Origin of the sequence: Pseudomonas cimarronensis (assembly GCF_049331905.1) — a bacterium.
Lineage (GTDB): Bacteria > Pseudomonadota > Gammaproteobacteria > Pseudomonadales > Pseudomonadaceae > Aquipseudomonas.
Genome location: NZ_CP186283.1, coordinates 4,116,167 through 4,138,290 on the forward strand (window position 1 = coordinate 4,116,167; position 22,124 = coordinate 4,138,290).

The 22,124-nt window shown below is 63.5% G+C and carries 14 protein-coding genes and 1 pseudogene; 7 read left to right on the top strand and 8 right to left on the bottom strand.

The features are described 5' to 3' along the window. Positions 1–6: 6 nt before the first annotated feature. On the bottom strand, positions 7–906 hold the full coding sequence (locus tag ACOCLD_RS19250) for a LysR family transcriptional regulator (protein WP_422910319.1): 900 nt from the start codon (positions 904–906) through the stop codon (positions 7–9). Positions 907–1,005: 99 nt separating this feature from the next. Here ACOCLD_RS19250 and ACOCLD_RS19255 point away from each other — a divergent pair, with 99 nt between their 5' ends. The 5 genes from ACOCLD_RS19255 to ACOCLD_RS19275 all read left to right on the top strand — a co-directional run bounded on the left by ACOCLD_RS19255 (position 1,006) and on the right by ACOCLD_RS19275 (position 5,732). Further along, positions 1,006–1,878 carry an MBL fold metallo-hydrolase gene (locus ACOCLD_RS19255; RefSeq protein WP_422910320.1) on the top strand — a complete coding sequence of 291 codons (873 nt, stop codon included), beginning with the start codon at positions 1,006–1,008 and terminating at the stop codon, positions 1,876–1,878. Further along, positions 1,869–2,567, top strand: coding sequence for an SDR family oxidoreductase (locus ACOCLD_RS19260; protein WP_422910321.1), 699 nt, complete (start codon positions 1,869–1,871; stop codon positions 2,565–2,567). Before ACOCLD_RS19255 ends, ACOCLD_RS19260 begins: the two co-directional genes overlap by 10 nt. A 63-nt stretch (positions 2,568–2,630) precedes the next feature. Beyond that, positions 2,631–3,080, top strand: a complete 450-nt coding sequence (locus tag ACOCLD_RS19265) for a DMT family transporter (protein WP_422910322.1) — start codon at positions 2,631–2,633, stop codon at positions 3,078–3,080. 301 nt (positions 3,081–3,381) lie between these two features. Beyond that, positions 3,382–4,869, top strand: a complete 1,488-nt coding sequence (locus ACOCLD_RS19270; RefSeq protein ID WP_422910323.1) for a SulP family inorganic anion transporter — start codon at positions 3,382–3,384, stop codon at positions 4,867–4,869. 11 nt (positions 4,870–4,880) lie between these two features. Further along, on the top strand, positions 4,881–5,732 hold the full coding sequence (locus ACOCLD_RS19275) for a universal stress protein (RefSeq protein ID WP_422910324.1): 852 nt from the start codon (positions 4,881–4,883) through the stop codon (positions 5,730–5,732). 41 nt (positions 5,733–5,773) lie between these two features. On the opposite strand, the gene ACOCLD_RS19280 is transcribed toward ACOCLD_RS19275, so the two are convergent. Then, positions 5,774–8,476, bottom strand: a complete 2,703-nt coding sequence (locus ACOCLD_RS19280; RefSeq protein ID WP_422910325.1) for an EAL domain-containing protein — start codon at positions 8,474–8,476, stop codon at positions 5,774–5,776. 62 nt (positions 8,477–8,538) lie between these two features. After that, entirely contained in the window at positions 8,539–9,480 is a 942-nt protein-coding gene (locus ACOCLD_RS19285) for a Bug family tripartite tricarboxylate transporter substrate binding protein (RefSeq protein WP_422910326.1), read from the bottom strand. Between the two features lie 301 nt (positions 9,481–9,781). Between ACOCLD_RS19285 and ACOCLD_RS19290 the strand changes: the two genes are divergently transcribed. After that, positions 9,782–10,903 (top strand): GGDEF domain-containing protein, encoded by a 1,122-nt coding sequence (locus ACOCLD_RS19290; RefSeq protein ID WP_422910327.1) that lies wholly within the window; start codon positions 9,782–9,784, stop codon positions 10,901–10,903. Between the two features lie 48 nt (positions 10,904–10,951). On the opposite strand, the gene ACOCLD_RS19295 is transcribed toward ACOCLD_RS19290, so the two are convergent. The 4 genes and pseudogenes from ACOCLD_RS19295 to pbpC form a co-directional block, all read right to left on the bottom strand. Further along, entirely contained in the window at positions 10,952–11,689 is a 738-nt protein-coding gene (locus ACOCLD_RS19295) for a methyl-accepting chemotaxis protein (protein ID WP_374528458.1), read from the bottom strand. A 132-nt stretch (positions 11,690–11,821) separates the two neighbouring features. Beyond that, positions 11,822–12,883, bottom strand: a pseudogene (locus tag ACOCLD_RS19300) (HAMP domain-containing protein); the annotation flags it as partial. A gap of 132 nt (positions 12,884–13,015) precedes the next feature. Next, positions 13,016–14,044 carry a substrate-binding domain-containing protein gene (locus ACOCLD_RS19305; protein ID WP_422910328.1) on the bottom strand — a complete coding sequence of 343 codons (1,029 nt, stop codon included), beginning with the start codon at positions 14,042–14,044 and terminating at the stop codon, positions 13,016–13,018. Positions 14,045–14,134: 90 nt separating this feature from the next. Then, complete coding sequence (gene pbpC, locus ACOCLD_RS19310; RefSeq protein WP_422910329.1) at positions 14,135–16,516, bottom strand: peptidoglycan glycosyltransferase PbpC; 2,382 nt, start codon at positions 16,514–16,516, stop codon at positions 14,135–14,137. A gap of 126 nt (positions 16,517–16,642) precedes the next feature. Between pbpC and ACOCLD_RS19315 the strand changes: the two genes are divergently transcribed. Beyond that, positions 16,643–16,936, top strand: coding sequence for a hypothetical protein (locus ACOCLD_RS19315; protein ID WP_233685972.1), 294 nt, complete (start codon positions 16,643–16,645; stop codon positions 16,934–16,936). A 42-nt stretch (positions 16,937–16,978) separates the two neighbouring features. Here ACOCLD_RS19315 and ACOCLD_RS19320 read toward each other — a convergent pair whose 3' ends face one another. Then, entirely contained in the window at positions 16,979–21,901 is a 4,923-nt protein-coding gene (locus ACOCLD_RS19320; RefSeq protein WP_422910330.1) for an alpha-2-macroglobulin family protein, read from the bottom strand. Between the last annotated feature and the right edge of the window lie 223 nt (positions 21,902–22,124).

Below are 22,124 nucleotides of genomic sequence, written 5' to 3' on the forward strand. Positions count from 1 at the left end.
AGCGGTTTACAGGTCCCAGTCCGGCCGATCCGCCAACCGCTCGACCAGAAAATCCAGCAGCGCCCGCAGCGCCGGCGGCATTTGCCGGCGCGTACCGTACAGGGCGTGGATGCCCAGCTGCTGTGGCTCGTAGTCAGGCAGCAACTGTACCAGCGCCCCGGAGCGCAGATGCGCGCCGACCGAATAGCGCGGCTGCAAACTGATGCCAATATCGGCCAGCACCGCCTCCAGCAGCACCATGGATTCATTGGCGCTGAGGTTGCCGCTGACCGCCACGGCATGCGGCTCACCGGCACGGGAAAACTCCCAGATGCTGCGGCCGAAGTAGGCGTAACTCAGGCAGTTATGCTGCGCCAGCTCCTCGGCCCGCTGCGGCGTGCCATGCCTGGCCAGATACGCCGGGGTGGCGCACACCACCGAGCGGCATACCGCCAACTGACGGGCGATCAGATTGGGGTCGAGCTGATTGGTGATGCGCAGGGCCAGGTCGATACGCGCTTCCACCAGGTTGACCGCCTGACTGCCCACCAGCAGGTCAATGCTGACCTGCGGATACAGGCGGGTGAAGTCATCCAGCGCGTGCACCAGCCAGGCCTGTGCCAGTGACTGACTGCAGGCAATGCGCAAGGTGCCGCGCGGCGCAGCCTCATCGGTACGGCTGACACTCTGCATGGCCTCGGCCATGGCCAGCATCTCGCGGCACTGGCCGAGCAACTGCTCGCCAGCACCGGTCAGGCTCAGCTTGCGCGTGGTGCGGTGCAGCAGGCGCGCGCCGACCCAGGTTTCCAGCTCGCCGAGGTAACGCGAGACCATCGCCCGCGACATCTCCAGCGCATCGGCGGCGGCCGTCTGGTTGCCGCGTTCCACTACTTCGACAAAAACCCGCGTAGCCGTCAGGCGATCCATAATTAGCCCATTTAACGCAACAAATATGCGCAGATTACGGGGCTTTTTGATCGATTTAAAGCAACTAAGATGAGCTCATTCACTCAACAGGAGTTCCCCATGTCGATCATCACTCACCTGCGCAGCCTGCTCGCCAGCGCCAGCCTGCTGACCCTGGCCAGCACCGCCTTCGCCCAACCGCTGACCCTGGATGTCTACAACCCAGGCGACAAGGCCATCTTCCCAGTGACTTCAACGCTGATCAGCGGCGAACGCGAGGCCATCCTGGTCGATGCGCAGTTCTCCAACCGCGAAGCGCAGGAACTGGTCGAGCGCATCCAGGCCAGCGGCAAGACCCTGACCACCATCTTTATCAGCCACGGCGACCCGGATTTCTACTTCGGTCTGGACACCCTGACCCGCGCCTTCCCCGAGGCCAAAGTCCTGGCCACGCCGCAGACCATCGCCTATATCGAAAAAAGCCGCGAGCCGAAGCTGGCCTACTGGGGCCCGATCCTCAAGGACAGCGCGCCGGCCCGCACCGTGGTGCCGCAAGCGCTGCAAGGCGACCACCTGAGCCTGGAAGGCCAGCGCATCGAACTAGTCGGCCATGACCCCAAGCACACCAGCCTGTGGATTCCGAGCATCAAGGCGGTGGTCGGCGGCGTGCTGACCTACGCCAACATCCACCCCTGGATTGCCGATGCACAAACCGCAGAGGCGCGTAAATCCTGGCTGAAATCCCTGGATGAACTGCAAGCACTGCAACCGAAAACCCTGGTGCCTGGGCACTTTATGGGCCAGCCGAAACTGAACCTGGATGACCTGCGCTTTACCCGCAATTACCTCAATGACCTGGAAGCGGCGCTGCCCAAGGCCAAAAACAGCCAGGCACTGATCGCAGCGATGAAGGCCAAGTACCCACAGCTGCTCGACGCCAGCAGCCTGGAACTGAGCGCCAAGGTGCTCAAGGGTGAAATGCAGTGGCCGTAAGCCGCCGCATCCTGATCACCGGCGCCTCGCGCGGCATTGGCCTGGGCCTGACCCAGGCCTTTGTGCAGGCGGGCTGGCAGGTGCATGCCGTGATCCGCAACCTGGCGGGCAACCACGAACTGCAGGCGCTGGCCACACAAAATGGCCAGCGCTTGCAGCTGATCGAATGCGACCTGGAGCAGCGTGAGGCAGGCCAGTTGATCGACCGTGCGCTGGGCGACCAAGCGCTGACCTGTGCGCTGTTCAATGCCGGCGTCTATGGCCCCGCGCATCAGGATCCGCGCCAGGCCAATAGTGCGGAGATCGGCCAGCTGTTTCTCGCCAATGCCGTTGCGCCGATCAGCCTGGGGCAACAGCTGGCTGGACGCATCGAGGCCGACGGGGTGATGGCCTTTATCAGCTCGCAGATGGCCAGCCTAGAGCTCAACCGCGCTCTCGACATGCCGCTGTACGGTGCCAGCAAGGCCGCGCTGAACAGCCTGCTGCTGAGCTGGAGCAGCCACTATGCCGACCTGCCCTGGAGCCTGCTGGCCCTGCATCCAGGCTGGGTGCGCACCGCCATGGGCGGCGCCGATGCTCCCTTGAGCGTGGCGGATAGCGCCGCAGGGCTGTATCAGGTGATCAGCGCTGAGCTGGGCCGCCGACGCTGCACCTTCCTCGACTACCAGGGCCAGACCTTGCCCTGGTGAGGCTGACAGCGCGCTGTGCATTTGCGGCATAATCGCTCGCCCTGCCCGCCTGGAGATATGCCCATGCCTGCCCCGATCTGGTGGTTGATGGCCCTGCCCTTCGTTGCCGGCGCCTGCCTGCCGCTGCAAGCCGGGATCAACGGGCAACTGGCCAAGCAGGTGTCCAGCGTACTGGCCGCCGCACTGGTGTCCTTTGCCGTTGGTACTCTGGCGCTACTGATTCTGGTGCTGGTGCAGCGCGAGGTCCCCAGTTTCGCCGCGCTCAAAGGCCTGACCTGGTGGCACTGGAGCGGCGGTCTGCTGGGGGTGATGTTTATCGCCACCGCCGCCTTTGCCGGCCCCAAGGTTGGCGCCGTGCTGTTTATGGCGCTGGTGATCGCTGGGCAACTGAGCATGGCCCTGACCCTGGACCACTTCGGCTGGGCCGGCTTTCGTGAAGCACCGATCAGCGCAGGCAAAGTCGGCGGCCTGCTGCTGATCGTTGCCGGCATATGGCTGATCCGCCGCGGTTAAGCTAAAGCCTCCAGCGGCTAAGGATGCCGGGCGCAGCCCGGTATGTTAAGGTAGCTGCCCTTTTCGCCCGAATGGATAGAGACAGGTCGCAATGACACTGGCCCAACCATCACGCTGGCTGCCTACGCCGCCTTAGCGTTTCGCCCCCTCCCTGCACAGCCCGGCCGGTATACCCGTTGCCGCAGCTCTGCCTCTGCGCGCCGCCCGCAAGGCTGCGTTGCTATCGTTACACCCAGTTTTTTATTAGTCACTCCGCCCTGCCCTTGCGTGCATCAGCGGACCCCAGCCTTTGGAACTCAACATGCTGCAAAGCCTGAAAAACACCTGGTTGTTTAATATCCGCGGCGATGTACTCGCCGGTCTGGTGGTGGCGCTGGCGCTGATCCCGGAAGCCATCGCCTTCTCGATCATCGCAGGCGTCGACCCCAAGGTCGGCCTGTATGCCTCCTTCTGTATCGCCGTGGTGATCGCCTTTGTCGGCGGCCGCCCAGGCATGATCAGCGCCGCCACCGGGGCCATGGCCCTGTTGATGGTGACCCTGGTAAAAAACCACGGCCTGGAATACCTGCTGGCCGCAACACTGTTGTGCGGCGTGCTGCAGATTGGCGCGGGTTACCTCAAACTCGGCTCGCTGATGCGCTTTGTCTCGCGCTCGGTGGTTACCGGCTTCGTCAACGCCCTGGCGATTCTGATATTCATGGCCCAGCTGCCGGAGCTGACCAACGTCACCTGGCACGTCTACGCCATGTGCGCGGCGGGCCTGGGCATCATCTACCTGTTCCCCTATGTGCCGAAGATTGGCCAACTGATCCCCTCGCCGCTGGTGTGCATTCTGTCGATGACCGCCGTGGCCATGTATTTCGGCCTGGATATCCGCACCGTCGGTGATATGGGCGAGCTGCCGGATACCCTGCCGATCTTCCTCTGGCCGGATGTACCACTGACGCTTGAAACCCTGACCATCATCTTCCCCTACGCCGCAGCGCTGGCCGTGGTTGGTCTGCTGGAATCGATGATGACCGCGACCATCGTCGATGACCTGACCGATACCAGCAGCGACAAGAACCGCGAATGCAAAGGCCAGGGCGTGGCCAATATCGCCTCCGGGCTGCTGGGCGGCATGGCCGGCTGCGCGATGATCGGTCAGTCAGTGATCAACGTGAAATCCGGCGGTCGGGGCCGGTTGTCGTGCCTGGTAGCCGGCGTGGTGCTGTTGCTGATGGTGGTGTTCCTCAGCGACTGGGTCAGCCAGATCCCCATGGCCGCGCTGGTGGCGGTGATGATCATGGTGTCGATCGGCACCTTCAGCTGGGATTCGCTGCGCAACCTGAAGAAATTCCCGCTCTCGACCAATATCGTCATGCTCGCCACCGTGGCGGTCACCGTCTATACCCACAACCTGGCATACGGCGTGTTTGTCGGCGTGCTGCTGGCGGCGATGTTCTTCGCCAACAAGATCGGCCACTTCCTCTATATCAACTCGGAAGCCGACAGCGAAGGCCAGCAGCGCACCTACAAGGTGATCGGCCAGGTGTTCTTCAGCTCCGCCGACAAGTTCGTCGCCGCCTTTGATTTCAAGGAAGCCGTGAGCAAGGTCACCATCGACCTGTCCCGCGCACACTTCTGGGACATCACCGCCGTCGCTGCCCTGGACAAGGTGGTGATCAAACTGCGCCGCGAAGGCACCGAAGTCGAAGTGCTGGGCCTGAATGAAGCCAGCGCCACCATCGTCGACCGCTTCGGTGTACACGATAAGGAAAACGCCACCGACCTGCTGTCGGGCCACTAAAAGGAAATCCCATGACCCAAGTGATGGCATGTATTGATGGCTCACAATCCACACGCGCGGTATGCGATTACGCCGCCTGGGCCAGCCAGCGCCTGAGCGCGCCGCTGACCCTGCTACACGTACTGGATGAGGTGCAGTACCCAACCAGCCCGGATCTGTCCGGCAACATCGGCCTGGGCAGCCGCGAGCATTTGCTTGAAGAGCTGGCCAACCTCGATCAGCAGCGCCACAAGCTGGCCATGGAACAGGGCCGATTGATGCTCGAAGCGGCCCGCGAGCGGGTGCAGGCCGATGGCGTGGAGCCGGCGCAGCTGCGCCAGCGCCACGGCGATCTGGTCGACTGCCTGCACGAGCTGGAAGCCGATATCCGCCTGCTGGTGATCGGCCGTCAGGGTAAAACCAGCGACAGCCTGAGCCAGCTGGTGGGCAGTCATCTGGAAAATGTTATCCGCACCCTGCACCGGCCAATTCTGGTCAGCTGCGGCGAGTTCAAAGCGCCGCAAAGCTACATGTTCGCCTATGACGGAAGCGCCACGGCGCGCAAGAGCCTGCAGATGATCGCGGCCAGCCCACTGCTCAAAGGCCTGCCGTGCCACTTGGTGATGATCGGCGCAGAAAGCAGCGATGCCTGGGAGCAGCTCAAGGCTGCCGAGCAGGTAGTGCAAGGTTCGGCCAGCGCAGTGCACCTGGCGATTCGCGCCGGCGAAGTGAAAGCCACCCTGCACGCCTACCAGCTCGAACAGGGCATCGACCTGCTGGCCATGGGGGCCTATGGCCACTCGCGGATTCGCCAGTTTCTGGTCGGCAGCACCACCAGCACCCTACTGCGCACCAGCAATAGCGCGCTGCTGATTCTGCGCTAAGGGTTAGGCCATAGCGGCCGTACCACGGCCGTCTGGCTGACTTAGGCCGGCTGCCTTGCAAACAGCTGCTCCAGCGGCACCGGCCGACCGAAGTAGTAACCCTGGAAGCAGGTGCAGCCAAAGCTGCTCAGGCGCTCGCACTGGGCCTGGGTTTCCACCCCCTCGGCGATCACGTCCAGCTTCAACGCATGCGCCAGGGACACGATGGTGCAGGCAATGTCGGCATCCTGGTTATCGCTGAGCAGGTCGCAGACAAAGGAACGGTCGATCTTCAGCTGATCCAATGGCAGGGTTTTCAGGTAAGACAACGACGAGTAGCCGGTGCCGAAGTCGTCCAGCGCAAAGCGCAGGCCATGCGCCTTGAGCCGGGCCATCTTGGCGATTACTGCCTCACGGCCATCAAGTAGCATGCTTTCGGTGATTTCCAGCTTCAGGCTGCCGGGGTTGCAGCCGCTGCGTTGCACGATCTGCAGCACCTGCTCGACAAAGTCGGGCTGCTGCAACTGCTTGGCACTGACGTTGACCGACAGGCTCAGATGGCGCAACTCGGTCGAGCGCCCCCACTGCGCCAGGGTCGCGCAGGCCGTCTGCAACACCCATTCGCCCAGCGGCAGAATCAGCCCGCAGCCTTCGGCTATCGGGATAATCTCGCCCGGGGTGAGCAGGCCGCGCTGCGGGTGCTGCCAGCGTAGCAGCACTTCGGCGCCTTGCAGGCCCGCGCGCTGATCGATCTGTGCCTGGTAGTAGAGAGTGAACTCGCTTTTCAGCAGCCCCTGGCGCAGGTCGCTTTCCAGGCTGGCGCGTTGCATCACCCGCTGCTGCATCTGCGCCTCGAAGAAACAGCTGGTGTTTCGCCCCTGCGCCTTGGCCTGGTACATGGCCAGGTCGGCCTGTTTGAGCAGGTCGTCCAGCGGCTCGCCTTTACCGTTGAACATGGCGATGCCGATGCTCAACGTGCTGAAATGCTCCACACCACCCACGCTGAAGGGCTGGCGCAGGGTGAAGAGGATCTTGCCGGCGATGCTCTCGGCCAGTTGCGCCGCCTCCAGCGGCTCAATGCCGAGGTTTTCCAGAAGGATGACGAACTCATCGCCACCGATGCGCGCCACGCTGTCGGTCTGCCGCACGCAGCCACTCAGGCGCTCGGCCACCTGCTGCAACAGTTGATCACCGATGTCATGGCCACGGGCATCGTTGAGGATCTTGAAGTTATCCAGGTCGATAAACAGCACCGCGCCACGCTGGCGGCTGTTCTCGCTGGCCTGCAGGGCACGCTCCAGACGCTCGTGTTGCAGGCGGCGGTTGGGCAGGCTGGTCAACGGATCGTAGTAGGCCAGTTGCTCGATACGTTGTTCAGCCGCCTTGCGCTGAGTGGTATCGGCCAGGGTAATCACATAGTTGACGTGCTGGTTCGCCCCGCCGCTGCGCACGGCAGCAATGCTTAGCCATTGTGGATACTCCTGGGCATTCTTGCGCCGGCCGAGCATTTCCCCCTGCCAGGCACCCTGCTCAGCCAGCGCTGACTGCATGGCCGCTCGATTGCTGGCAAAACTGTCCGGCATCAGGGTGCAGTCGAGGGGTTTGCCCACCACCTCATTCTCGCTGTAACCGCTCATGCGGCTGAAGGCCGGATTGGCGCGCAGCACCACAAACTGCGCGTCGGTCACCAGCATGCCTTCGGCGGACTCGAACACCGTCGCGGCGATATGCAGGTCTTCGACCATGTGCTGCATCGCCACGCCGACCCGGTTGTACTCATAGATACCGGTGGGCTGGAAACACAGACCGCGCTCGCCGGCCTGGGTGGCCTCGATAAACCCGAGCAGTTGATTGATCGCCCGATCATGGTTGACCCGCAACAGCCAGGCAGCCACCAGCAGCAGCAGGAGAAAACCGCTGCTGACCAGCAGAAACGATTGCAGGTAGCTGTCGTAGACCGAGGCGAAGCGTTTATCCGACACCCCCAACGTCAGCCAGAACGGCTCGGCAACACCGCTCAGGGAGATAGGGAAACGCTGCACATACAGCCCGTCGCCATCACGCGCCAGGCGGGTCAACTCCGCCTCGCCGCGCAGCCCCAGCGTGCTATCGCCTTGCCACATCAGCGCTTGCTGGGCATGCCCCAGCACCAGCAGATCCAGGCTGGTGCTGTCGCTCAGCTCGGTCAGGAAGGCGCGGTTCTGCCCCAGCGCCAGGCCGACGAACAGATAGCCGCGCAGCTGCACAGTGGCCGGGTCGAAAATCGGCGTGGCCTTGAGCAAGGCACTCTGCGCGCCAACCTCAACCAGCGACCAGCCCTGCACGTAATGCAGCGGCGCGCGCAAGGCGCCGACCAGCGGTTTGATGTTATGCAGGGGCAGGCCGGCATCCATCACCAGCTCGCCGGTGGGATCGAGCAGGAAGAACAGCTCCAGACGCGAATCGATATTGGCATCCTGGAACATGAAGGCCACATCCGCAGCAAGCTCTTCCACGGCCAACGTCTGCTCGGACAGCGCACTCACCGTGCGCCGCGCCGAGGCGCTGTGCAGATAGACCTCAAGCAGTTGCAGGCGGGTTTCGATCTGGCTGACCAGGGTGCGCTGATACTGGGCCAGGCTGTGGCGAATCTCACTCTGCAGGTTGGCCTCAGCGGTACGCAGGGAATAGACCATCACCACACTGATCGCCACCATGCCGAGTACGCCGAACAGCAGGGCAATTCGGGTGGAGAACTTCAATTCCCAGCGTGCCGTCTTGGGCATCGATCTGTGACTACTACTCATCCGCCTTCACGCCTCTGGGGTAACCAGGTGATATCCCGCCCCTACTGCAAGCCAATCTCGTCAATCAGTGCTCGGTACTCGTGCATCTGCCGCAGCAGCATTGGCTTGATCTCGTCGCCGAGCATAAAGATCACCGGCTGGCGAATGCGCTGCTCGGTCACTTCGATAAACCGGGGATCCTTGACTGCCACTGCCAAAGCGTTGGCCAGCACCTCGACCTGCTCGGCCGGGGTGTTGGCCGGCACCATGACGATGCGCATGGTGTGCAGGCCGAGCGTATAACCCAGCTCGCGCAAGGTCGGTGCTTCGGGGTAACCGAGCAGGCGCTCGTCGGCCAGGCTGACCAGCACGCGCATCTCACCAGATTCGGTATAGCCGGTGTGCGTGCCGCCGCTGTAGGCAAACACCGCATCGCCGGAGATCACCAGCGGCGCCATTCCCGCACCACCGGAAGTGGGCACGGTGCGCAGATGCAACCCTTCGCGCTTGGCAATCGCCCGCAGGATCAGGCGATCCTCCGCCGCCTGACTGACATACACCTGCCCCGGATTGGCGCGCAGGTAAGTCAGCAGCGCTGACCAGTCACTGATGCCACGCGTAGCGCCGGTGACAAAGGCAGGCTGCTCCAGAGACAAACCGGCAACGTAGGTGAAGTTGTCGACACCATAGGATGCCGGCGACAGCAGCGGCGCAATGCTCACCACCGACGAGCCGCCAAACTGGAACACATAGCCCTGCTCAAGGCTGCTGGCCAGCATCGCCGCCGAGGCTGCACCGCCAGCACCTGGGAGGTTGTTGACGATAACCGGCTGGCCCAACTGCTCTTCCAGTATCTGCGCCAGAACCCGACCTTGCAGGTCAGTGCTGCCGCCTGCGGCATAGCCGATGATCATGGTCAGCGGTCGCTCGGGAAAGCTGGCCGCCATCCCCATCTGCGCCACCAACAGCAGCCCCAGCAGCCACGTACTTCGCACTCGCAACATGCTCACCTCGCCTGCCCCAGGCCGCCCGGCCGAAACAAAACAGCGCAGCTCACTGACCACCAGCCCTCTTACGGAGCGGCAGCTAGAACCACGGCCTTATCCTTTGGTTTTAGTCCAGTCTCGCCGAGGCCACCAGAAAACCGCTGCATGGCGGAGTAAACCCCGCAATGGCTGCGGTTTTCGCCTCAGACTCAAGCAAGTTGGATGCCGAATTGCCGAGTTGATGAAAGCTGGCGATGTGACAGCTTTTTCACTTTGGACGGGTTATGCTGCCAGAAAGCCGTATTTGTGATCACAGACCATGACTGAAGCCCAGCTCCCCCGCCAGCCCAAGGCCTTCGTACTGTGGCGTGAAGCCCAAGACACTCGCATCCGCTCGCCGCTGGGAGGTATCTATTACCTGCTGGCCTGGGCGCTCACCTGGATTTTCAGCAATGAACCAGGCGCCCTGATCATTCCGGGGCTCGTCGGCATCAGCATCTTCGCCATGCTACTGGCGCTGCGCCTGCTGCACCGCCTGCCACAGGAGCAGAGCGATGCCAGCCTCAAGCGTTGGCTCAACCTGCACTGGGGCCTGATCCTGCTCACCGCACTAAGCTGGGGCCTGGCCCACGCGCTGGCGCACAAGGATGCCCAGTTCAGCGACTCGGCGATCATCGCCACCCTCAGCACCATCGCCTTCAGCACTGCACTGGCCTTCAACTTCGCCATGCGTAAGAAGCGCGCAATCCTCGCCCTGGTGCTGATCTACCTGCCGGGCCTGATCAGCCTGGCCGTAGACTGGCGCGAGCAGTACGCCACGCTGATCACCCTGAGTTTCTACCTGAGCTACCTGCTGCTGGCGCTCAACCGCAGTAACCGCGAATACCACAACACCCTGGCCCTGGAACTGCAGTTGCTTGAGCAGCAGGAAAAACTGGAGCGGCTCAGCCGCACCGACAGCCTGACTCAGCTGGGCAACCGCTATCAGTTCAACAACCTGTTCCCGGTGATGGTGGCCAACGCCCAGCGGCAGAGCCAGCCACTATCCCTGGTGCTGCTGGACATCGATTTCTTCAAGCGGATCAACGACGAATACGGCCACAGCTGTGGCGACAGCTGCCTGAGTGCCTTTGCCGAACGGATGCGGCAGAACTTTCGTCGCGAGAGTGACGCCCTGCTGCGCCTGGGCGGCGAAGAGTTCGGCATCCTGATGCCCAATACCCCGCTGGAACAGGCCCGCCAGTTGGCCGAGCAGTTCCGTCAGGAGCTGGAGCGCGAAGGCTTCAATGTCCCCGGAGCCCAGCTGCCACTGACGGCGAGCCTGGGCGTCGGCTGTTACGACATGCTGCGTGATGGCAGTGCCGAAGCCTTCTTCAAGCGGGTTGATGACGCCCTCTACCAGGCCAAGAGCGCCGGACGTAACCGTATCGAACTGGCCTGACATAGGCGGCAGCCAGGCTGCCACCACACCAGGACCTGTTCCCTGAGCCTAGAGGCGGAAGTTACCCATCTGCTTGGCCAGGTCATCCGCCAGTGCACGCAGGGTCTGGCAGTCTTCCTTGCACACCTGCACCTCACCAGCCGTGGCATGGGCCAGGTCGGCAATGCCCTGTACGTTGCGGTTGATTTCCTCAGTCACCGATGACTGTTCCTCGGTGGCGGTGGCCACCTGGGTATTCATATCGCTGATGCGTTCAATCTGCTCGGTGATCGCACTCAGCGACTGCCCGGTACGCTGACTGGCTTCTACCCCAGTACCGGTCGCCCGCTGGCCGGCATGCATGGAGCTTACGGCAGTTTCCGCACCCTGTTTCAGGCGCTGGATCATCTGCTGGATTTCATCGGTCGAACTCTGCGTGCGGCTGGCCAAGGTGCGTACCTCGTCGGCAACCACAGCAAAACCGCGCCCCATCTCCCCAGCCCGCGCGGCTTCGATGGCGGCGTTGAGCGCCAGCAGGTTGGTCTGCTCGGAAATCCCGCGAATCACGGCCAGTACCTGATCAATCGAAGCCACCTGCTCGGCCAGCTCACTGACTGCGGCGGCGGCATTGCCAATATCAGTGGACATGCTCTCGATATGCCCGATGGATTGGCGCACTTCATTACGTGCGCCCTGCGCCTCGTCCCGCGCGCTTTGCGATGACTGCGCCGCACTGCTGGCGTTACGCGCAATTTCCTGCACGGTGAGGCCCATCTCGTGCACGGCCGTGGCGACCATGTCGGTCATTTCCTGCTGCTGGCTGGAACGTCCGGCGGTGTTGTCGACCACCTGCGCCACCTGGCTGACCGAGGCGCGCAAACGCTCACTGGTCGCCAACACATCGCTGATCAGGCTGCGCTGACCGCCGATAAAGCGGTTGAAGCCACGGGCCAGGTCACCCAGCTCGTCCTCGCGCGACTCATCCAGACGACGGGTCAGGTCACCGCCACCACCGCCGATTTCCACCAGCGCAGCAGTCACCTGACGGATCGGTCGCACCAGACTACGCGCCAGAACCACCACCAGGCCAAGGAACAGCAACGCCACACCAATGCCGATGGCGCTGGTCATAAACAGCGCCTGACGCGCTTCAGCGTAGATTTCCGCTTCCGGCACCTCGCTGACCAGCAGCCAGTCCAGACTGCCGAGCTTCTGCGCCACGGCCAGGTATGCCTCGCCGTCACGCTCGAAGCGCACCGCCTTGCCGCCGCTGCTGAGCAACTGGTCAGCCGGGCCTTGGCCAAACAGCTCGGCCAGACGGCCACTGCCGCTCAGCTCGGCCTGCGGGTGCACCTTGATATCGCCCTGGGCATCGATCAGGAACACCTGGCCGCGCTCACCAAAGCGAAAATCACGAATCATTTCCGACATGGCCTTGAGGCTGTAACCCAGACCGGACACACCCAGCGTCTTGCTGCCCTGCTTGATGCGCTGGTTGATAAACAGGGTGGGCAGGCGCGTGCCCTTGTCGATGTCAATTTCCAGCACCTGATCGCGGCTGCTGTCGACCAGTTTGTAGAACCACTGGTTCTCCGGCTGATCACGGCTGATGACCCGCGCCAGGCCGGTGCCGGTGAAATAGTTGCCGCTTTCCAGTACGGCAATCGAGGTGGTCATGGCGTTCTGCTGCACGCGTACGCCATCCAGATAACGTGCCACGGCATCACGCAGGCCCTCATCTTCACCTGCGGCCAGCCAATCCTGAATGAACGCGTTGCTGGCAATCCCGGCGTTGGCCGTAATCGGCGCAGTGAGCACCCGCTCCAGATCATTGCGGATCGCCAGCACCCGAGCCGGCAGTGCTTCTTCGACCAGAAAGCGCTCACTCAGGCGATTGACCACCGCCGAATAGACGCCGACCACAATCAGAATGCTGGCAAGCAGGGCGGCGCCCATGCTGAGAATCAGCTGCCACTGAATGCTGCGTTTCCACACGCTCATGGAGGGTTACCTTATGCTTATTATTGGAAAGGCAAGATTGAATACAATCATGTACACAAACTCAATAACCTGCCGACGTATAACAGCTATCGGCCAGTCCATGCGCCGACTTTAACCAGCTCGCAACACCTCTCACTGCATCTGCCGCCACAAGCGCAGATAGGCCTCTTCGTGGCTGAAATCCAGCTCGATACTCAGGTCATCGCTCTCCTGCAACACACTGGGGGTGATCAGCAGCGGCGCGGAAACAAACTGACTTGAGGGCGTGCCGGCAAAGGCCCGGTTCAACTCATCAACCAACTGCCAGCCCTGTACGCTCAAGGGCTCGGCCACCGTCGCCACCTGTTGCGACAGGCCAGAGTGAATACGCCCTAAGGCCTTGGCCGAACCATCGCCCGCAGAAATATTGCGCAGGTCCTTACGCCCCAGTGCATTGAGCGGCACGTTGATATGGTCGAAGTACACATCGTTAATCGCCAACGTGTGGCTCCATTGATTGCCGAAGCGCCGATGCAGCGTGCGCACCCGCTCATCCATGCCCTTGCTCACGGCAGAAATCGGCAAATCCTCAATGCTCAGCAGGCGGCATTGCTCACATTGCGCCAGGCGCTCGGCCATCCGTTCGGTCTTGGCCGTGGCGATGGCGAACTGGCTGTCGGTAAAAATCACCACACCAATCGGACCATCACGCATCGCGTACTCCACCGCCAGATCGGCCACCTGCTGCGGGTCACTGGTGATGTTGCTGTACAGCGCCTCAGTCGGCCCTGGCCGATCTCCGGCATGCCAGCCGACCAGGGGAATGTCCTGGCGTTTGAAGTCATCGATCAACGCGCCGAGGACCTGCGGGTCAAAACCGCCGAGCACCACCCCCTGCGGGGAGCGCTCCAGCACCTGCGCCGCTACGCGCCGGATCTCTGCCGGGTCGCCTCGGCCATCCACCGCGTGCACCTGCCAGCCAAGCAGCTTGGCCGCCCGCTCGAAGCTGCGATACACGCCGACCACACCACCGTTGCGAAAATCTGCCGCAATAAAGCTGACCTGCATACCGCTGCGCGCCGGCGGCCCGTCACGTGGTCCGGACCACTGCGCCGCCGCCAGCCAGGCGCTGAACAGCAATCCGCACAGCCAGAACGCACTTGCCTTGTAGGTCATCGACATGGCTTTTCCCTGCGCTACTGCCCGGCACCTTGCCGAGCACCTGTTGCTAGCAGCGTAGCCCGTCCATTGACGGACAGCGGGCAAACGACCTCAATCGGACAGGCTGAAACTCAATTTGGCGGTCTGGCCGCTCTCGTCGAGCACACTGAGCTGATAGCGACCGACCCGCGCAAAGCTCTGGCTCAGCACAGCTTCGGCCGTAGTTTCCGCTACCGGTTGGCCGTCGACAAACCACCAGCGTCGGCCACTGCCGCCCAGGGCCGAAAGACGCAAGCGCAGCGGTTCAACGCTGCCGGCCGGGCGGCGCAAACGATCGTCCTCGCGCACCCCGACAATCGACAACGGCGCACTGGCGACAACCTGTTGCGGCGGGCATTGCCGGTCCACCGCCGGCAGGCGCGCACTGCGCCGCTCGCGGCGTGGCAGCCAGGGCTCTAGCGGTGCCGGCCACAGCGCCAGATGCTGCACGCGAGCCCCCGGGCAACTGACGTCCACACGCAGGCCCAGGGCATTGACCCAGAAGGTTTCCTGCAAGCCCAGGCCCAGCGGCTGATCCCGCGCCTGCAAGGTCGGCGGCGTAGTCCCCTCCAGGGTCCAGGCAAAGCGCTGACGCCGGCAGTTGGGGTCGTGGCTGTCGAGCGGTTGACCCTGCGGCCAACAGATGGCGGCCACACCGACCGAGGCCGGCTGCGGGTCTATCGGCAGGGCAATACCACGCTGACTGTCGCGGTTGACCAGCAGATCATGCACTTGCAGCAGCAGTGGCGCGGCCGACGCCAGGCCAAACTGCCCGGACACCGGGGTGCCGTCAGGGCGGCCGATCCAGATGCCGATCAGGTAACGCGGCGCCACGCCAATCGCCCAGGCATCACGAAAGCCATAGCTGGTGCCGGTCTTCCAGGCCAGGCTCGGACGCTGCACCAGTTGCGCGCGCGGATCACGGTCCGGTCGCGCCTGGCCGCTGAGAATTCGCCGCACGATCCACGCCGAGCCAGGCGACAGCAGACGCCGCTCATGCAGCCCATCCTGTGGCTGAAAACGCAGCCGTGCGGCCATGCCGCTGCGGGCAAAGGCGCTGTATCCGCTGACCAGTTCCTCCAGCCGGCTGCCGGCGCCGCCGAGAATCAGCGCCAGGTTAGGTTCGGCCAGCGGCGGCAGCAGCAAGGGCACGCCGGCACTGCGCAACTCGCCGGCAAAACGCTTCGGTCCGTAGGCTTCCAACAGTTGCACAGCGGGTAGATTGAGCGAGGTAGCCAGCGCCTCACTGGCCGACACCGCGCCGCTGAAGCCGGCTGCAAAGTTGCCCGGTCGATAATCGCCATAACGCCGTGGTACATCCTGCAGCAGCGATTCGGAATGGATCAGCCCTTCATCCAACGCCATACCGTAGAGAAAGGGCTTCAACGTCGAGCCCGGCGAGCGCACGGCGTTGATCATGTCGACATGGCCAAAGCGTTTGGCATCACCGATATCCACTGAGCCCAGGTAGGCGCGCACCGCCATGCTGGGTTGCTCGACCACCAGAATCGCCGCCGAAGTGCGCTCTGGCAGCCGCGCCCGCCAGCCCAGCAGCAGGTCTTCCAGGCGGCGCTGCAAGGCGGCATCGAGCGTCGTGCGAATCAGTGGTGGGCTGCCCGCCGTATTCAGCCGCCGTGCCAGCAATGGGGCCAGCCGCGGTTCCTGACGCGGCGCCAGCAGCACCGGTTCTTCCAGCGCATCGTTGATCGCCGCTTGCGGCCATATCTGGAAGCTGGCCAGGCGTTTGAGCACTTTGTCGCGTGCGGCCTGCGCCCGCTCGGGATGACGATCCGGGCGCAAACGGCTGGGTGCCTGCGGCAGCACCGCGAGCAATGCCGCTTCGGCGCGGGTCAGTTGACTCGGTGATTTACCCAGGTAGGCCCAGCTGGCGGCCGCCAGCCCTTGCAGCGTGCCGCCAAACGGCGCGCGATTGAGGTAGAGGGTGAGAATTTCATCCTTGGACAGGTGCCACTCCAGCTGCAGCGTGCGCCACAACTGCTTGAGCTTGCCGCTGTAGCTGCGTGCATGCGGGTCGAGCAGACGCGCCACCTGCATCGACAGGGTGCTGCCGCCGGATAGCACGCGCCCGCCACTGAGGTTCTGCCAGGCCGCGCGGCCCAGCGCCAGCGGGTTGACCCCGGGGTGCTGATAGAACCAGCGATCCTCGTAGGTCAGCAACGCCTCCAGGTAATAGGGCGACACCTCACCGGGGCTGACCGGATAACGCCATACGCCATCCTGGTCGGCGAAGCGCCACAGCGGCGCACCGTCCTCGGCCAGCACCACGCGGGCCAGGTCATCCCCCGGCAGCGGCAACGGAAACAGGCGGTCGGCCGCCAGCAGTGCCAGCAGCAAGGCCAACGGCAGCGCCAGCCAGGGCCACCGCAACAGCGGCCAGAGGTGCTGACGGCAGATCACAACAAGCCGCTGGTAAAACAGGTTAACGCGGGTCATGCGCGGAGCCATTCCTTGTATCGCGATGCTGTACTGACAAACGGCCAGCAGCGCTGCCATTCTGCCAAATCACTGGCACACTGGCGCGCAGCAGCAATCCATGCAGCGTTGAGTGGAACGAGAACTATGGGTGTAGAAGGCTTTTTTGAATCCCTGGGCGAAGCGGTTGGCTCGGTGATCCGCTTTATTGTCGAAGGTTTGAGCGGCTTTTTCGGCCTGCTCGGTGGTGCGGTCAGCAGCTTTATCACGGGCATGTCCAAGGCCTTGGGGGTGACGCCATCATTGCTCAGCATCGTGGTGCTGGTGGCCGGCCTGTGGCTGCTGTACCTGGCTGTACGTGCCTTTATCCGCCGTTCGATCATTGCCGGGGTGATCTGGCTGGTACTGGGGTTGTGGTTGCTCGGCGGCCTAATCGGTTAAGCCAAACAACAAGGCCCGCCAATCTGGCGGGCCTTGTGCGTTCTAGCGTTCTTTAACGATCAAACGCCCCGGCGTGGTTCCTAGGGCCTGCCAGTTCGGTCGGTACATCGACTCCACTTGCGGTGGCGGTACGCGGTAGCTGCCCGGGGTGACGGCGCGGGCCAGGTACAACAGGTGGGTGGTGTCGTAGCCGTTGACGTCCAGCGCGGCAACGTAGCGATCACCACGGAACTCCTGGTGCTTGATCGCCGCGTTCTGCATCGACTCACGCCACGCTTTCACCGCACTGCTGGCGTCATCCAGGCTGGCCGAGCTTTGCGCCAGGTTCTGGTTTTCCAGTTCCAGGCCCGCCGGCAGCAGGTCGACCACCAGGGCGTCCGGTACGCGCTGCTGGGCAGATACCGCCAGGTGCACCAGCACCAGCTCGCCACTTTGCAGATTGCTCAGGTCCAGCGGCTGACCGTCCATGCCCAGGTATTCGCGGTAGATGCTGAGGTTCTCGCCGCCGGCGGCGGGGGCCTGGCTGGGGTAGCCGGACAGGGTGAGCTGCTGGTACAGCGGCGTGTCGCCCGGTTTGCTCGCCACGTTGCGAATGCTCAACGGCGCCGCCAGGTCGCTGCCATCAAGTTTGAGCCCCGGCTGGGCATTGCTCAGGTCAAAGGCCAGGCTGCCGCTTTGCAGGGCGGCGCTCCAGTTTGGCTCCGGCTTGCTCAGCAGGTTACGCCCGGCCAGGTACAGCGAGTTGCGCTCCTGGGTCGACAGCCACTGCTGCCCGGCCACTTCGTCAGCCAGGTTGAACAGCCGCTCTTCGCGGCGGTTGCCGGCCAGGTCGTGCTCTTCCAGCAGCGCCAGAATCAGCGCCTGGTCGCGCAGCGGGCTGCCGTAGTCAGCCAGCCAGTTATTGCTCTCACGACCACGGGCCAGGCCGGCGGTCAGCAGCTCATCGGCACGCGGCTGGTCGCCCATTTTCTGCAGCGCCACGGCTAGGTGCACCAGCGGCAAGCCGGACAGTGCATCGCTGCGCCGTTCATACAGGCTACGCAAGGCACCCAGCGGCGCCTGTTGGCTGCGCGCCAGCACGTAACCGGCGTAGGCCTGCACGGCAAAGCGGCTGTGGTTGGCGTTGTCGCTGTAGTTGACCTCGATCAGCTGGCGCTCCTGCAGGTAGCGCAGCAGGCGTTCATTGGCCTTTTTCAGCGCCTCTTCCGGCACGCCGAAGCCCTGCTCGCGGGCACGCAGGAGGAAGTCGCTGACGTAGGCGGTCAACCAGTACTCCTCATCGCTGTCCGCGCCCCACAGACCGAAGCTGCCGTTGTAGCGCTGCATGCTCAGCAGGCGTTCGATGCCCAGCTCAATGGAGCGCTTGCGCTGCTCATCCGGCTCGGCTTCCACGCCCAGGCGTTTTAGCGTGGCGGCATCGGCGTACAGCGACGGGTACAGACCACTGGTGGTCTGCTCCAGGCAGCCATAGGGATAGGCTTTCAGTGCACGAATCTGCTCGCCCAGGTTGAGCGGCGGCCGACTGGAGATCGCCAGACGCGCTTCCAGACCAGCAGTTTCAAAAGCACTCAAAGCATCGGCAGGCAGCAGCCAGGCTTCGTCTTTCAGCACCGCGCGGAAGTGCTGCAGTTGCGCCGGGTAGGCCGGGCGAATGCCCAGGGTCCACTCACGGCTAAACGGCGGCAGGTCTTCACCGGGCAGGGCCAGGCCGTTGACGCTGACCTTGAAGCGCCCTTGCCCATAGCCGCCCAGCGCGGTGACCGGGATACGCAGAATGGTGCGCTGACCATCCGCAAGGGTGATCGGCGCCACCGCCGCGCCGGGGTTCTGCGCTAGGCGCAGCTGGCCTTCGGCGCTCAGTTGCACATCGAGTTTCTGCTCGCGCCCGGACAGGTTGCTCAGGTCCAGGGCCAGGGTGGTTTCATCGCCCCCGGCGAGGAAGCGCGGCGCCGACAGCTCGGCAATCAGTGGTGCAGCGACCACAGTCTTGCCTTCGCCCATGCCGTAATGCTCGTCGGTCCAGGCTTGCGCCATCAAGCGCAGCTCGCCGTTGAAGTCAGGGATCGCCAGGCTGACTTCGCCTTCACCCTGCTCGTTCAGTTTCAGCGGCTCACTTTGCAGCGCGACGATCAGCACGCTGGTGTCCGGACGCTTGCCGCCACCGGCCAGCGCCGCGTCACCACCGAAGGCCAGTTTGGCCACCCGGCCCTGGCCGGCTTCGATCAACTGGCCGTAGATATCCAGATGATCCGCGCCATAAGCCTTGCGGCCGAAGAAGTTGGCGAATGGATCCGGCGTGGCGTAGTCGGTGATATTGAGGATGCCGACATCCACCGCCGCCACCAGCACCTGCGCCTGTTTCGGGATGCTGCCGTCAGCATTGCGCGCCTGCACCTTGACCTTGAGCGGCTGGTTGGGACGCATTTTTTCTGCTGCAGTGAGGGTCAGCGCCAGTTTGCGCGGCGCACGTTCCAGCGGCAGATGCAGCAGGCCGACCGCGCGTTTAGGTGTGGCATTGCTCTTGCGCTCGCCGGGGCGAATCACCAGGGCGCTGACATACAGGTCATGGCGTGCCCAGTCCTTGGCAATCGGGATGTCGAAGGTCTTGCCTTCCGCCGGTACGTCTACCTCTTGCCACCACAGCGGGCCTTCACTGGACTCCACCATCAGGTAGCCCTTGCCCGCAGCGGGCGGGGTGACGGTGACCTGGGCCGTATCGCCATCGACATACGCCGGTTTATCCAGCGCCAGCTTGACCTGATCCGGACGCACTGCGCCGCCGTCGGCGTTGTCCTGCCAGCGGTAGCCGGCCCAGAAGCGCAGGCTGCTGAGCAGGCCGGTCTGGCCGTCGATCACCTCAATACGATACGGGCCCCACTCCACCGGGAAGCTGATCTTGGCGGTGCCACCGGCGGCGACCTTGAGGGTTTCTTCGTTGAGGGTAAGGAATTTCTCGGTGTAGTTATGGCTCCAACCATCGCTCTCGGAGAAGTTCCAGAAGTAGTCACGGCGCTCACGGATCAGGCGCACGCTGAGCTGATCGGCGGGAAGCTTGTTGCCCTCGGCATCGGCCACCAGCACTTCAAACTCGGCCAGGCTGTCGGCGTCCACTTCTTCGCCATCAAACAAGCCACGCACGCCGGGCAGACGCTCGGCTGGCCAGACGGGCTGGATAATCCGCCGGGTAATCGCCCGGCCGCCGGACTCCTGCAGGCTGGCTTGCAGGATCAGACGTAGCGGCGACTTGGCATCGCTCCAGCGGCTTTCGATATCCAGGCTGGCCTTGCCCTGTTCGTCGAGGCTGGTTTCATCCAGCTCGATGTCCTCGCTCAGTTCTTCTTCGGTGACCGAGCCGAACTGATAGCCCGGCAAACTCGCCACAGCCTCACGCAGCGGACGCACATAGAGCTGACCGCTGAGGCGATTGCCGGCTGCCGGCGCGCCGTACAGGTAGCGCCCGGTCACGTCGAACTGGGCATTTTCTGCCGGGCTGTAAGGCACATCGCTGCCCTTGAGCTCCAGGGCCATGCGCTCTGGCAGGAAGTCTTCCACGGAGAATTCATACAGCTGCTGACGGCCATCGCCGAGGTCGAACAGCAACTGCCAGCGGCCGGTTGGCGCTTCATCGGCCAGTTGCAGCTGGTACTGATAGAGGCCGGCATCATCAGCCTGCCAGACGAACTTGCGGCTGACCTGCTCATCCGGGCGACGCACTTCAACATTTACCGGCTGGGCTTTTACCGCGCGGCCATCGGCATCGCGCAGCAGGCCATTGAGCAGCACGGTCTCGCCGGGGCGATAGAGGTCACGCGGGCCGAATACGAAGAACTGCAACGGATGGGCAACAGGACCGGCGATGTCGAATTCGGCCAGGTCCAGCGCGGCGGTGTTCAGGCGTAACAGGCTGGTCTGTTCACCCTGATGGGCCAACAGCACCTCAGCCTTGGGCGGCAGCGGCAGTTCGCCATGGCCGGCGCCGTCGGTCTTGCCTTCGGCCAGCACCTGGCCTTCTGCGTTGAGGATTTCCAGACGTACATCGCCCAGGGCATCACCACCGGCCAGGGCCTGGGTGAAGACATCCATACGGTTCTGGTAACGGTGCACAGACAAGCCGATATCACTCAGGGTGAACAGCGTAGCCGGTTGCGAGTAGTTGTAGCTGCCCGCTTCACGCATCACTGCCAGGTACACACCGGGCTGCTTGAACGGCTCCAGGCCGGCAATCGGCAGCAGCAGGGTTTCGCGGGTGTTGCGCGCCGGGTTCAGGTCAAAGCGGCCGCCGTAGACCAGCTCGGCCATCGGCAGCAGGCTGCGGGCTTCCCAGTTGTCCAGATTGCTCGACCGCCCCCAGCGGTTGAGGAAAGCCGGCAGCGATTCGGGTTTGATGCGGAAGAACTCGACATTCACCTTGTCGACATTCAGCGCAATCACCGGCAGGCCTTCGGCCAGACGCGTCGGCAACAACGAGCCACGGCTGGCGAAGCCGACACTGGCTTGCAGGTCGCGGGTTTCCAGGCGGGTCACCTGCTCGGCGGCGAGGCGCTTGCCATTCAGCCCGAGCAGCCCGGCATCTACAGTCAGCACCAGTTTGCGCTGCGGCTCCAGGTGACGTAGGCGCACTTCCATCAGGTTGTCGGTCAGTTCCCAGGCGCCGTCGACCTTGCCGCTTTTGCTGTCGACCAGGTGCAGGCGCTCGGCGAGCTTCTGCTCGGGGTCGAGCGGTACGGAAAAACTGATCGACAGGGTGCTAGCCCCGTCCAATTGAACCTCCGACACATCCACCACGGTCAGTTCACGGCCGGCGTAGCGTTGGGCCAACGCCTCGCGGTCAACCGGCGCCTTGGCCGTCTCGCTGGTGCTGGGGGTGGCTTGGGTGGCCGTCACTTCGGCGGGCACCGGGGTGGATGAATCACAGGCGCTGAGCAGGCTCAGGACAAGTGCCAGAAGCAGTCCATTCTTCGGCATTGCGGGGCTCCAACAAGGGTAGATGCAGAGGCCTGACACTATAGTCGAGGCGCTCACCGACAACTAAGAACCTGTTAACGATCTGCTGCGCGTCGGCCCTGCGGCGTTAAAGCCAGGCTCGGATGCTCATGTACAACTCGTACACTCCGCGTCCTCGCCTGCCTTTGCCTTGCAGGGCTCTAGCTCGCGAGACCGTAAACAGGTTCTACGCGTACACATGCAA

Bases quoted from the DNA above. Each gene is read 5' to 3' on its own strand.
- ACOCLD_RS19315 (WP_233685972.1), top strand. From the start codon at position 16,643: ATGGGTGTAGAAGGCTTTTTTGAATCCCTGGGCGAAGCGGTTGGCTCG.
- ACOCLD_RS19255 (WP_422910320.1), top strand. From the start codon at position 1,006: ATGTCGATCATCACTCACCTGCGCAGCCTGCTCGCCAGCGCCAGCCTG.
- ACOCLD_RS19275 (WP_422910324.1), top strand. From the start codon at position 4,881: ATGACCCAAGTGATGGCATGTATTGATGGCTCACAATCCACACGCGCG.
- ACOCLD_RS19280 (WP_422910325.1), bottom strand. From the start codon at position 8,476: ATGCCCAAGACGGCACGCTGGGAATTGAAGTTCTCCACCCGAATTGCC.
- ACOCLD_RS19295 (WP_374528458.1), bottom strand. From the start codon at position 11,689: ATGACCGACATGGTCGCCACGGCCGTGCACGAGATGGGCCTCACCGTG.
- ACOCLD_RS19305 (WP_422910328.1), bottom strand. From the start codon at position 14,044: ATGTCGATGACCTACAAGGCAAGTGCGTTCTGGCTGTGCGGATTGCTG.
- ACOCLD_RS19285 (WP_422910326.1), bottom strand. From the start codon at position 9,480: ATGTTGCGAGTGCGAAGTACGTGGCTGCTGGGGCTGCTGTTGGTGGCG.
- ACOCLD_RS19265 (WP_422910322.1), top strand. From the start codon at position 2,631: ATGCCTGCCCCGATCTGGTGGTTGATGGCCCTGCCCTTCGTTGCCGGC.
- ACOCLD_RS19320 (WP_422910330.1), bottom strand. From the start codon at position 21,901: ATGCCGAAGAATGGACTGCTTCTGGCACTTGTCCTGAGCCTGCTCAGC.
- ACOCLD_RS19270 (WP_422910323.1), top strand. From the start codon at position 3,382: ATGCTGCAAAGCCTGAAAAACACCTGGTTGTTTAATATCCGCGGCGAT.
- ACOCLD_RS19290 (WP_422910327.1), top strand. From the start codon at position 9,782: ATGACTGAAGCCCAGCTCCCCCGCCAGCCCAAGGCCTTCGTACTGTGG.
- pbpC (WP_422910329.1), bottom strand. From the start codon at position 16,516: ATGACCCGCGTTAACCTGTTTTACCAGCGGCTTGTTGTGATCTGCCGT.
- ACOCLD_RS19250 (WP_422910319.1), bottom strand. From the start codon at position 906: ATGGATCGCCTGACGGCTACGCGGGTTTTTGTCGAAGTAGTGGAACGC.